The sequence below is a fragment of the Biomaibacter sp. TOL genome (assembly GCF_059717795.1).
Genome location: NZ_AP046092.1, coordinates 1946797 through 1959265, shown reverse-complemented (window position 1 = coordinate 1959265; position 12469 = coordinate 1946797). Strand labels below are relative to the sequence as shown.

At 47.0% G+C, this 12469-nt stretch carries 13 protein-coding genes; 12 read left to right on the top strand and 1 reads right to left on the bottom strand.

The window, feature by feature from the left end; translation table 11 throughout:
- The first annotated feature begins 12 nt into the window (after nt 1-12).
- From AC6I1H_RS09835 to AC6I1H_RS09790, 10 genes are all read left to right on the top strand, one after another.
- Entirely contained in the window at nt 13-198 is a 186-nt protein-coding gene (locus tag AC6I1H_RS09835) for a DUF951 domain-containing protein (protein WP_497740759.1), read from the top strand.
- 64 nt (nt 199-262) lie between these two features.
- Entirely contained in the window at nt 263-550 is a 288-nt protein-coding gene (rpsF, locus tag AC6I1H_RS09830; protein ID WP_497737417.1) for a 30S ribosomal protein S6, read from the top strand.
- Nucleotides 551-562: 12 nt separating this feature from the next.
- Nucleotides 563-982 (top strand): single-stranded DNA-binding protein, encoded by a 420-nt coding sequence (locus tag AC6I1H_RS09825; protein WP_497737416.1) that lies wholly within the window; start codon nt 563-565, stop codon nt 980-982.
- On the top strand, nt 982-1224 hold the full coding sequence (rpsR, locus tag AC6I1H_RS09820; RefSeq protein WP_497740758.1) for a 30S ribosomal protein S18: 243 nt from the start codon (nt 982-984) through the stop codon (nt 1222-1224). The genes AC6I1H_RS09825 and rpsR overlap by 1 nt, the downstream gene beginning before the upstream one ends.
- Before the next feature lie 44 nt (nt 1225-1268).
- Nucleotides 1269-2210 carry a YybS family protein gene (locus AC6I1H_RS09815; protein ID WP_497737415.1) on the top strand — a complete coding sequence of 314 codons (942 nt, stop codon included), beginning with the start codon at nt 1269-1271 and terminating at the stop codon, nt 2208-2210.
- A gap of 32 nt (nt 2211-2242) precedes the next feature.
- Nucleotides 2243-3946 carry a DHH family phosphoesterase gene (locus AC6I1H_RS09810; protein WP_497737414.1) on the top strand — a complete coding sequence of 568 codons (1704 nt, stop codon included), beginning with the start codon at nt 2243-2245 and terminating at the stop codon, nt 3944-3946.
- A complete protein-coding gene (gene rplI / locus AC6I1H_RS09805; protein WP_497737413.1) occupies nt 3943-4389 on the top strand; it encodes a 50S ribosomal protein L9 in 447 nt (148 codons plus the stop codon). Before AC6I1H_RS09810 ends, rplI begins: the two co-directional genes overlap by 4 nt.
- A gap of 5 nt (nt 4390-4394) precedes the next feature.
- Nucleotides 4395-5735 (top strand): replicative DNA helicase, encoded by a 1341-nt coding sequence (dnaB, locus tag AC6I1H_RS09800; protein WP_497737412.1) that lies wholly within the window; start codon nt 4395-4397, stop codon nt 5733-5735.
- 85 nt (nt 5736-5820) lie between these two features.
- Complete coding sequence (locus AC6I1H_RS09795; RefSeq protein WP_497737411.1) at nt 5821-6504, top strand: Crp/Fnr family transcriptional regulator; 684 nt, start codon at nt 5821-5823, stop codon at nt 6502-6504.
- Between the two features lie 240 nt (nt 6505-6744).
- Nucleotides 6745-7434 (top strand): GntR family transcriptional regulator, encoded by a 690-nt coding sequence (locus AC6I1H_RS09790; protein WP_497737410.1) that lies wholly within the window; start codon nt 6745-6747, stop codon nt 7432-7434.
- 24 nt (nt 7435-7458) lie between these two features.
- Here AC6I1H_RS09790 and AC6I1H_RS09785 read toward each other — a convergent pair whose 3' ends face one another.
- The gene (locus tag AC6I1H_RS09785; protein ID WP_497737409.1) at nt 7459-8850 is read right to left on the bottom strand and encodes an IS4 family transposase; all 1392 of its coding nucleotides are present in this window, start codon (nt 8848-8850) and stop codon (nt 7459-7461) included.
- 240 nt (nt 8851-9090) lie between these two features.
- On the opposite strand from AC6I1H_RS09785, the gene AC6I1H_RS09780 reads away from it, so the two are divergent.
- Together AC6I1H_RS09780 and icd are read left to right on the top strand one after the other, a co-directional pair.
- Entirely contained in the window at nt 9091-11022 is a 1932-nt protein-coding gene (locus AC6I1H_RS09780) for an aconitate hydratase (RefSeq protein WP_497737408.1), read from the top strand.
- Nucleotides 11023-11160: 138 nt separating this feature from the next.
- A complete protein-coding gene (gene icd / locus AC6I1H_RS09775) occupies nt 11161-12369 on the top strand; it encodes an isocitrate dehydrogenase (NADP(+)) (RefSeq protein WP_497737407.1) in 1209 nt (402 codons plus the stop codon).
- Nucleotides 12370-12469 lie beyond the last annotated feature (100 nt).

The following is a 12469-nucleotide window of genomic DNA, read 5'->3' as shown; positions in this document are numbered from 1 at the left end:
GATGTTGTAAAAATGAAAAAAAAGCATCCCTGTGGCAGCGACGAGTGGGAGATCTGGCGCGTGGGCATGGATTTTGGCATAAAGTGCCTGGGCTGCGGCAGAAAGGTTATGATTCCCCGGTCCAAATTCGAAAAGTCCGCCAGAAAAATAGTGAGCCGCAGGCAGACCGAAGACCTTGAAAAACCCCCCGATAAATGATATAATACGTCCGAACATCTCTGCTCCGGCACACCGGGGCCTAAAGTCCATGGAGGTGAAAAAAATGAGAGATTACGAAACCCTTTACATCATCGATCCCGAACTGGACACAGATACCATAAAACAGCTGGTGGACAAGTTCAAAGGGGTCATTGAAGAAAAAGGGGGCAGCGTGCAGGAGATTGACGAATGGGGCAAGAAAAGGCTTGCCTATCCAATCAATCACCGCCGGGAGGGCTACTATGTTCTGATGAACTTCAGCTCAAATCCCGATGCAGCCCGGGACCTGGAAAGGGTCTTCAAGATAACTGGCGGGCTCATGAGATACCTCATCGTAAAAAAAGAGAAATAAGAGGTGAAAGCCTTGAACAGAGTCATTTTGATAGGCAGGCTCACAAGAGACCCAGAACTCCGGTATACACCCGCAAACAGCGTGCCCGTGGTCACTTTCACGCTGGCGGTTGACAGGCCCTTTGTGAATCAAAAAGGGGAAAGGGAAGCAGACTTTATCAGGATCGTGGCCTGGAGAAAGCTGGCTGAAACCTGCGCCAACAACCTCAGGAAGGGGCGCCAGGTGGCGGTTTCCGGAAGGCTGCAGGTAAGGTCTTATGACACCCCGGAGGGCCAGCGCAGGTCCATTACGGAAGTGGTTGCCGACGAAGTGAAGTTTTTGGACAGACCTAAGACTGCCGGTTCCGAACCGGATTTTGACAGCATAGATGCGGATCTGGATTTTGATAGCGGCGAACATGAAGATATTGGAGGAAATGAGGTGCCATTTTGATGAAAACAGAAGGTGGGTTTAAACAGAAAAAGGTCAAAAAGAAAAAGGTATGCAGTTTTTGCATGGACAAAGTGGAATCTATCGACTATAAAGAGTACAATCGCCTGAGAAAATTCATAACGGAACGAGGCAAGATCCTGCCCCGTAGAATCACCGGCAATTGTGCAAAGCATCAAAGACAGCTTACTATAGCCATTAAAAGGGCGAGAAACATTGCCCTGTTGCCATTTACCGCAGAATAGAGAGGGTCTTCCCTCTCTTTTTTTAAGCAAAAGGAGGAGGCTAAATGGGGCCTGCAAACACCAGATCAATGGTAGAGGGAGCCATGCTTTCCGCCATAACCATTATAATCAGCCTTATCGCTCTTTATGTGCCGGTTCTGGGCGTATTTGCCAGCCTGATATGGCCTGTTCCTATAGTCATTCTTGGGATCAGGCACGGAATGAGGACCAGCATACTTGCCACAGCAGTGGCGGGGATAGCCGTAGCCATGCTGCAGGGGCCTGTGCAATCTTTTAATGTGGTCCTCGGTTTTGGACTGCTGGGTGTTGTTATGGGGTGGGCGATAAGGAAAAAATTCAGCCCCTACAGGGTGCTGTTAATAAGCGGCGCCGCTTCTCTCGTGTCCGAAGTGGCACTTATTGTGACGACGATTTACCTCATGGGCTTCAACCCGATGAAAGCGGAGCTTTCTGCAATGAGGGATTCCATAGCGATGGTTGGGAACATGTATAAAAACATGGGCGTGAGCCCTGAGACTGTAAAACAGATTGTGGAAAGTTATGGAAAGATTCTTGATTTCCTTACTCTGGCCATTCCGGCGCTGCTTGTAATGTCATCAATCGTGTCGGCATTTCTGAACTATCAGGTGACCAAACTTATACTTTCCCGTCTGGGCCAGAAACTGGAGGATTTCACACCTTTCTGGCTGTGGAGGCTTCCCGAATACACGGTGTTTTTTTTCCTTCTGGGAGTGCTTTTGAATCTGCTGGAATACTACTGGCCGCTGGGGATTTTAAAATCCGTCGGCACAAATCTCCAGCTGATTTTCGGGTTTGCGTTTATCATCGAAGGATTTTCACTTGTGGCTTACTACATGGGCCGCTTTAATGTGACGAAGATCCTGCGGGTTTTGTTCGTACTGTTGATTTTCTTCAATCCTCTGGTGTCCCAGCTGGTGATGTGGGCGGGAATGTTCGATATTTTGTTCAATTTCCGCCATATATAAATTAATCAGTATTTTTTTGAGGGGGACTGGATTTGACGAGCCGTCGAAAGTTGAATATACTCTGGCTGTGTGCGCTGATCCTGTTTGCGGAAATGGTCGCATTTTTCTTCGTAAACTTCCGGGTGTCCATCGCACTGCTGCCCGTGTTTGTTTTGCTTTTAATTTTTACCGTCGACATGACGAAAAACCCTGTGCGGGAGAGGCCGACTCTTACAGGTTCCGGAGCGCCTTCGGTGAATGCGGAGGAAATGACTCAATCACATGAACTGGCCCGGAGGCTTGGCGAAGAGAGATTGGCGCTGGCATACATACAGGTGGACAATTTTGACGATATAATGGCAGTTTGTCCAGATGAAAACCGACCCGAGCTTCTGGCCAGGATCGACAAGATCATTACCCAGTGGGTCCAGGGGTACAACGGTTTTATCAGGAAATATGAAAGCGATAAATTCGTGGCCGTATTTAGCAAAAAGGAGCTAGATCGGGCGGAAGAAGGTAGGTTTTCCATCCTCGAGGAGATAAAAGAATTGAAGGTGGGCCCCGCCATAGCGGTGACCCTCAGCATCGGCATAGCCTACGGGCAGAATACGGTTCTGGAAACGAGCAGGTCGGCTCTGAACGCTCTGGAACTTTGCCTGGGCCGGGGCGGGGACCAGGTTGTGATAAAGGCCGGAGGGAAAACGCACTTTTTCGGCGGAAAGACCAAAGAATTGGAAAAATACAGCAGGGTGAGGGCCAGAGTCATCTCCCACGCTCTCAGGGATTTAATCGAAGAGTCGGACATGGTTATGGCATTGGGTCATGTATTTCTGGACATGGACGCCCTTGGAGCAAGCGTGGGGATAGTGACGGCGGCAAAAGGGCTGGGGAAACCGGGATATATCCTGCTTTCACCAGAGCAGAGCCCTTCTGTGGAGTCCCTGATGGACCTTTTGCTGGGTGATGAAGAGATGGGCAAAGTTTTTATAAAAGAGTATGACGCTCTCGAGAAAATGACAAAAAAAACCCTGGTGGTAGTTACAGACACTCACAGACCTTCTTTTTGCCTTTCGCAGAAAATGCTGCAAAGAGCCGAGAAGGTAGTGGTGATAGACCACCACCGGCGGGGTGAGGAATTTATTGACAAAGCGTTCCTGGTGTATCTGGAACCTTATGCATCTTCCACAAGCGAGATGGTAACAGAAATGCTGGAATATATGGGAGATGAAATAAAGCTTTCCCCGCTTTCGGCCACGGCCCTGCTCTCGGGTATTGCAGTAGACACCGGAAACTTTTCCTTCAAGACAGGGGTCAGGACCTTTGAAGCCGCATCTTATCTCAGGCGTATGGGCGCGGACCCCACGGTAGTTTATAAACTGTTCCAGGAGGATATAGAGACTGTCAACGCCAGGGCGGAAGTGGTGAAAAGGGCCCGGATATATTTTGACCATATAGCGATTTCCTATTATCTTGAAAAACCTAAAAACCCGTCTTTGTCAGCTGCCCAGGCCGCAAACAGTCTTCTGGAGATAAAAGGCATATACGCGTCTTTCGTGCTGGTCCCCACCGATGACGGCATTTCTATAAGCGCCAGATCGCTGGGAAATATGAATGTACAGAGGGTTCTGGAAAAACTCGGCGGCGGCGGGCACATGACAGTAGCCGGCGCCCAATTAAAAGTTGCGGGTATTGAAGAGGCGCTGGAAAAATTGAGAACCGCTATTTTTGAGTATTTGAAAGAGGGTGAAACTGCATGAAGGTCATAATGCTAAGCGATGTTAAAGATGTGGGCAAAAAAGGCGAAATTATTAATGTTGCCGAAGGGTACGCCAGAAATTATCTGCTCCCCAGGAAACTGGCGATGGAAGCCACCGAATCGAGTTTGAAACAACTGGAGCAGGAAAAGAGGGCACAGGAGAAAAAGAAACAAAAAGAAAAACAGAATGCGATAAAGCAGGCTGAAATGCTTTCAAAAACCCACTTGACGCTGAAGGTTAAAGCCGGAGAACAGGGCAAACTCTTTGGCTCCATCACCTCCAAAGATATTTCTGACGCGCTGAAAAGCCAGTACAATATTGATATAGATAAAAGGAAAATCGAACTTTTAAATCCGATAAAATCCGTGGGAGACTATGAAGCGACCGTTAAACTTGCTCCTGAAGTGGAAACAAAGATACATTTTAAAATAATAGAAGGGTGATTCCCGTGGATAATTTGAAAGTTCCTCCATACAGTCTGGAAGCGGAACAGTCGGTACTGGGCTCCATGCTGCTTTCAAAAGAAGCCATTTTTGTGGCGGTAGAGCGCCTGAAAAGCGAGGATTTTTACAAGGAGTCCCATCGTAAGATATTTGAAGTGCTTGTGGAACTCAATGAAAACCGGGAACCCGTGGACCTGATTACCGTTACCGAAGCCCTCCGCTCAAGGAAGCTGCTGGAGCAGATCGGGGGCGTTTCATATCTTACTACCCTAACCGAAACTGTGCCCACGGCGGCCAACATAGCCTACTACTGCAGCATAGTCGAAGAAAAGGCGCTGCTGCGGCGACTGATTACCACATCGTCCCAGATTATGTCCATGGCTTATGATTCCAGGGAAGACGCCGAACAGGTGCTGGATGAAGCCGAGCGGATGATTTTTGAGATTGTACAGAAAAGAAGAGTTGAAAATTTTTATCATATAAAAGACATTTTACTCTCCACCTTTGAACGCATAGAGGAACTTTACAATTCCGAAGGGGGCATCACCGGCGTGCCCACGGGATTCCCCGACCTGGATGAAATGACCTCGGGCCTGCAGCCGTCCGATTTGATATTGATTGCGGCAAGGCCCAGCATGGGCAAGACTTCCTTTGCACTCAACATTGCCGCCAATGCGGCCATAAGATACAAAGTCCCTGTGGCTATTTTCAGCCTTGAAATGTCAAAGGAACAGCTTGTACAAAGGCTTCTCTGCGCTGAATCCAATGTGGACAGCCATAAGCTTCGCACCGGAAGGCTGGAGGAAGATGATTGGCCGCGCCTGGCCAGGGCGATGGGGCCGCTATCCCAGGCCCCCATATTCATAGACGACACGCCGGGAATCACATCGCTGGAGCTGCGGGCAAAAGCCCGCAGGCTCAAGGCTGAAAAGGGCCTGGGCCTCATAATGATAGACTATCTTCAGCTAATGTCTGGAAAGGGCAATTCCGAGAACCGCCAGCAGGAGATATCCGATATTTCCAGATCCCTGAAAGCGCTGGCCAGGGAACTTTCTGTGCCGGTTGTTGCGCTTTCCCAGCTTTCCAGGGCGCCGGAAATAAGGTCCGACCATCGCCCCATCCTGAGTGATTTGCGGGAATCCGGCAGCCAGGAGCAGGACTCGGATGTAGTGGCATTTTTATACAGAGACGATTACTATAACCCCGACACCGAGAAAAAGAACATTGCCGAAGTCATCATAGCCAAGCAGCGAAACGGTCCCACGGGTATAGTGGAACTGGTGTGGCTGTCCAGGTTCACCAAGTTCGCCAGCATAGAAAAATTCCGCCAGACTCAGGCCGGCTGATTCGAAGTTCGAATTTGGAAGTTCGATATATTTGCTTCCATTACACTGCCGCCTTAAAACTTTCAAAGGGGGCTTCTAAAGCCATATGTTGGATACTGATATACTAAAGAAAATCCCCATTTTTTCGGGGCTTTCTGATGAGGAACTGGGGGAAATCAAGGAATTGGTGCAGGCAGTAAGATACAGAAAAGGTGTGGTGATTTTCCAGGAGGGCGATCCGGGAGAGGCGGTCTACTTCATTAAATCCGGCAGGATAAAAATATACAAATCCGATGAGGAGGGACGGGAATACATACTCCACATCTTCCAGAAGGGTGATGTTTTTGCGGAAGCCGTGCTCCTGGGCGGTGGATCCTATCCGGCCAGCGCCGAGACTGTGGAAGACTCGGTGGTAGGATTTATAAAAAACCGGGACCTGGAAAACCTGATATGGCAGAACTCGCACATAGCCCTGAAGATCATTAAAATAATGGCAAACCGCCTCAGGGAAACACAGGAACAGATAAAAAACCTGGCCTTCAGGGATACCTACGACAGGACTGCCTGCATGCTCCACAAGATCTGCCTTGACTACGGGCAAAAGACCGAAAGCGGCATCGAGGTGGAACTGCCCTTTACCCGCCAGGAGATGGCTGCGCTGGTGGGCACTTCCCGGGAGACCTTCACCCGAGTTTTGAGTGAAATGAAAAAGAATGGGATAATAGATATGGACAGGCAAAAGATAATAGTGCTTGATGAAAAGCGACTGATGAGGTGTGTAAGGGAATAAGATAATTTCAGCCTCCGTAAAAAAGCGGAGGCTCTTTTTATTCTTTTATATTGTGAAAAAAATATTTTGTCAGGTTTGCAGGAATTTAAAATTATACGTAGAATTATATAGAATATTATAAAATGTATCCCGGATGCGGGATGCATCACGAAATATTTCCGATAAAAGTCTGATGACTCTAACTGTAGAAGCTCTCCCGGAGGCAATAGGCATATAATAAAAGATTATCGAGGTGAAATAATGAGCGGCGCTCTTGAATCATTCAATGTCTCAAATATAAAACCCATAAGGGAAATGATTTATGAGTCCATACGACAGGCAATTTTCGACGGGGAGTTGAAACCCGGCGACAGGCTGGTTGAAAAGGATCTTGCAGAGAAAATGAGGGTCAGCAGGACTCCTATCCGGGAGGCTCTCCGAAAACTTGAAACTGAAGGCTTAATCAAGCACGTGCCCCGCAAAGGAGTGGTAGTTAAGGGATTCAGCCCCGAAGATATAATAGAAATATATTCTATCAGGCAGGCCCTGGAAGCTCTCGCAATAACGTACACCGTTAAAAACATTACCGAAAAAGAGATAAAAAAGCTCAAAGTTTTAATTGAAGAAATGGCGGCCTTAACCGAAGAGGACGAAACCGAAGACCTTTTCAATACTTCCCAGGAGTTTAACGACATTTTAATGAAGTCGTGCAAGATGCCCCGCCTTATTAATCTTATAAACACTTATAAAGAATATCTTAAACGCTTCAGAATGATCACCATGAGCAGGAAAGAAAGAAAAATATCGGTATTAAAAGACCACCGGGAGATTCTTCAGGCGGTCATCGACAGGGATGCGGCGAGGGCGAAAAGGCTGGTTGAAGAGCATCTTCAAAAGGCCCTGGAGTCTTATCTGAAGACATTCAAAATAAATGAAAATGAGCGGGAATGAATTATTTAATATATATTATATTACTCAACTTTCGCAGGAACAAAGTGCCAACTTTTCCTTAAGGAAAGTGGGCAGACAAGACATAAAATAATCTAAAAACTCACTGATTGCTTCCTTTGAAAGCACGAGCTTTTCACGCAAAGCAGTCTTAAGAGCATCAATCAATAGCTGCAAAGCTTCCATGAACTTTATATCCTGAAGCTCATCACAGAAGTAATAGAACAAGCCTCCTATAGTCCGCAAATCCTTGTTATTGCGGTTTTCAACAGCCAGCATGATGTACCTTGCAAAAACAATAGTAGTATGGGCAACAATGGAATCATAAGAACGCCCCTGAAACTCTTTTGCAAGACTAAGGTAAGACTTGCATATCTTGAAAAATATCTCAATATCCCAGCGCTTGCCATATATCCTTATGATTTCTTCGTCAGAAAGCGTTGTATCTGTAGAAATAATGGCAAGCCAGTTGCGAGATCTGTTGCGATCCCTTACAAATACAATCTTTGCAAGAACTTCATTACCATCATTGTCAGTGCCGATACCAACTACAACTGATGAAAGTATCTTTGCCTTACCGCGTTTTTTTCTTACGCAAGAATATATAGACTGAAGGCTCATTCTTTTGCCTTGAAAACTGTAATAAATTTTCTTCATGTTCTTAACCATGGCTATGACGTGGAGGTTTAATCCGAGGATCTTCAACAATATGCTTGGGTAAGTAAACCAGCTATCAAACAGCACATATTTTGCAGGGATGTTATTCTCCACTGCCTGTTTTAGCAGGTCTATCATGGCATCGGTTTCTTTCGCGAGTGAAGAAATTCGGCGCTTGTAGCCTATGCTCCTTTTATCGATTTCACTGTTCATAGGTTGCAACCTGTTTTCAGAAGTTTGTGCACTCAAGAGGTTGAAGCCGAGCGGGATGAAGGTATTTCCATCAGACCATCCAAGGGTGAGAAGTCTGAACCCCTTAACGTATTTTTGTGCCACATGGTCTCTTACTCTGGCTAAAAGTTCGACAACCTTGCTTCTATTCCTACTGTATACAGAATCGTCTATTATTAGGACATTGACACGGTTGTCCGATGTCAAACCTACCAACTTGCTGCGGATTATGGATGATGCCAGCAACATAAGAAACTTCTGCCAGTTATAATATATAGAGTTCAGGAATCTATATATGACATCCTTGGCAAAGGGCAAATTGGAATTTTGCGACTCCAGAATCCTGTAAAGATTCTTACCGGAGAATACAAGAGTGAACAGGAACTTGAAAACAGCATAGCATGAAATTCCCTTTTCCTTATAGAAATTGCTCTGTTTTAGTAGGAACCCTATGCGATTTTCTTTTAAAAAATTGTCGACAGTTGAGGAAAAGCGGTTTTCATTTTCGTTATAATGTGATATAATGGACATTGCAAGGATCTTCCTTTCTTGTATATTTTGTCCAATTCCATTATATCACAAAAGGAAGCTCCTTGCATTTTTGTTTGCTTATTTTTATTGATTTATCAAGGTTTGTAGTTATAGTTTGATCTGCGAAAGTTGAGTTATATTATATATATTATATTAAAGTATCCCGTATACATTTTATAATATTCAATATATACTACAAAATTAAATAATAAAAAATTGAAAGAGGGATGCAATTTGGCGATGAATCTTACACAGAAAATCATCAAATCTCATCTGGTCGAAGGTAGTATGATTCCCGGTGAAGAAATCGCTATAAGGATAGACCAGACCCTCACCCAGGACGCTACCGGGACCATGGCATACCTTGAGTTTGAGGCCATAGGAATTCCCAGGGTAAAGACCGAGCTTTCGGTAAGCTATGTGGACCATAACACCCTCCAGACCGGCTTTGAAAACGCCGATGACCATAGGTTCCTTCAGACCGCTGCCGCAAAGTTCGGGGTGCATTTTTCCAGAGCGGGCAACGGCATATGCCATCAGGTTCACCTGGAAAGATTCGGCGTGCCCGGCAAGACTCTGCTAGGCTCCGACAGCCACACTCCTACCGGCGGTGGCCTGGGAATGCTGGCCATAGGAGCAGGAGGCCTGGATGTGGCCATGGCTATGGCAGGGCATCCATTTTACCTCAACATGCCCAAAGTTGTAAACATAAGGCTTCACGGTAAACTTGCACCGTGGGTGACAGCAAAAGACATTATACTGGAAGTACTAAGACGGCTTTCTGTCAAAGGTGGGGTAGGCAAAATCATGGAGTATAGCGGTGACGGCGTAAAGTCCCTGAGCGTCCCCGAAAGAGCCACCATCACCAACATGGGTGCCGAACTGGGAGCCACATCATCCATATTCCCCAGCGACGAAGTCACCAGAAGATTTCTCGAGGCCCAGGGGAGAGGAGATGCTTTTATCCCTCTTGATGCTGACCCTGATGCCGAATATGATGAAGTAATAGACATTAATCTAGATGAATTGGAGCCTCTTATTGCCCTACCCCACAGCCCCGATAATGTTAAAAAGGTTTCGGAAGTGGCAGGACAAAAGGTGGATCAGGTTTTTATAGGAAGCTGCACCAATTCTTCATATGTAGATTTGATGAAAGTGTCAAAGATTTTAAAGGGAAAAACCATTGCTCCCAATGTGAGTCTGGTGGTGGCTCCGGGTTCAAAGCAGGTATTATTTATGCTGTCCAAAAACGGAGCTCTCGCCGACATCGTGGCGGCGGGCGCCAGGATACTGGAGTGCGCCTGTGGGCCCTGCGTGGGTGTGGGTCAGGCTCCTGCTACAGGGGCAGTATCCCTCAGGACTTCCAACCGGAACTTCGAGGGAAGGAGCGGCACCAGGGATGCAAAAGTGTATCTGGTAAGCGTAGAGACCGCAGCGGCATCTGCCATCACCGGTATCATAACAGACCCCCGGACCCTGGAAGAACCTATTGTAGTAGAAATGCCTGAAAAATTTGCAACAGATGATCGCATGATTATCCCACCACCTGTAGATGGAAGTAATGTGGAGATTTTGAGAGGGCCGAACATTAAGCCTTTGCCTAAAGCGGAACCGTTGCCTGATGAAATAAGAGGCAGGGTGTTGCTTAAGGTTGGAGACAACATAACTACCGACCACATCATGCCCGCCGGGGCAAAGATACTACCCCTGCGCTCCAATATTCCTGCAATTTCAAAGCACTGTTTCGAGGCGTTGGACCCTACCTTCCCGGATAGGGCCGAGAAGGCTGGCGGCGGATTCATAGTGGGTGGAGCAAACTACGGCCAGGGCTCCAGCCGGGAGCATGCGGCACTGGCACCATTATATCTTGGAATAAAAGCCGTTATCGCCAAATCCTTTGCCAGGATACACAGGCAAAATCTCATAAACTTCGGCATCCTGCCCCTCACTTTTGAGGATGAGAGGGATTATGATGAGATAAATCAAGCAGTTGGCAGAAATGGAGATGAGCTTGTTATTGAAAATGCCCGGGAGAAACTTTTTTCCGATACCATTGAGGTGAAAAACGTAACCCGCGGCAGGACCTTTAAAGTCAAGCTCAACCTCTCCGACCGCCAGAAGGAGATAATCCTGGCGGGAGGACTGCTGAATTTTGCAGGAAAAAGCAAATGAACAGGTTAACATTTAGGAAAGTGGTGATGACATGAGTCAGTGAGTCAGGGGACGGTTCCTTGACTCATTTGGTGAGTCAAGGAACCGTCCCCTGACTCACTGACTCACAAAAGGACATGGAGAAAAGGATGTGATTTTATGTCTGATAAAGTATATGTAAGAGACGGAAAACTTATAATTCCTGACAATCCAATCATTCCCTTCATCGAAGGTGATGGCACGGGGCCTGACATCTGGCGGGCCACCAGGAAAGTGGTGGATGCAGCGGTAAAAAAAGCTTATGGGGGCCGACGCAGTATCGAATGGAAGGAGATACTGGCAGGGGAGAAGGCTTTTCATCTCACAGGCCAATGGCTGCCCGAAGAAACCGTTGATGCTATTCGTGAATATATCATTGCCATCAAGGGTCCTCTCACCACTCCGGTAGGAGGGGGGTTCAGGAGCATAAATGTCACTCTTCGCCAGGAACTGGACCTCTATGCCTGTGTGAGGCCCGTTAAATGGATTCCCGGTGTCCCAAGCCCGGTGCTCCATCCGGAACAAGTGGATGTGGTGGTGTTCAGGGAAAACACCGAGGACATATATGCCGGCATAGAATGGCAGGCCGGAAGCAAAGAGGCAGAAAAGACCAGGGAATTTTTAAACGCCCATATGGGCTGCGATGTCCCGGAAGATGCGGGGATTGGCATAAAATATATATCGAAAGCCGCATCGGAGCGAATAATGCGCAAAGCATTGAACTTTGCAGTGGAGAACGAGCGTAAATCGGTCACCATAGTCCATAAAGGAAATATAATGAAGTATACCGAGGGAAGTTTTAAAAACTGGTGTTATGACATTGCGAAAAAAGAATTTAAAGACAAAATCTTGACTGAAGAAGAACTTTTATCGTATGGAGGCAATGCGCCTGAAGGCAAAATAGTTGTAAAGGACCGCATTGCGGACAACATGTTCCAGCAGATGCTGCTTCGCCCATCGGAATATGACGTCATCGTTACTCCCAACTTAAACGGCGATTATCTTTCCGATGCGGCGGCAGCCCAGGTGGGCGGCCTCGGCATGGCTCCCGGGGCGAATATAGGAGATTTTGTCGCACTTTTTGAGGCAACTCACGGTTCGGCTCCCGACATTGCCGGTACCGGCAAGGCAAATCCCGGTTCGCTTATCCTGACCGCCGTAATGATGCTTGAGTACATGGGGTGGAGGGAAGCAGCCGGAATGATTTTGCGGGGGCTTGAAACGGCCATTTCCAAAAAAATCGTGACCCACGACTTGGCCAGGCAGATGGAAGGGGCAAAAGAGGTTAAGACTTCAGAATTTGCGGATGTTATTATAACAAGTATGTAATTCTGATATGTAATTCTGATGCAGAAACAAAGTCCGCTGCCGGTCCGTCTCCGGCAGGGAAGCGACTTTTTAAATCAGAATCGTATGTAGCGTTATATCA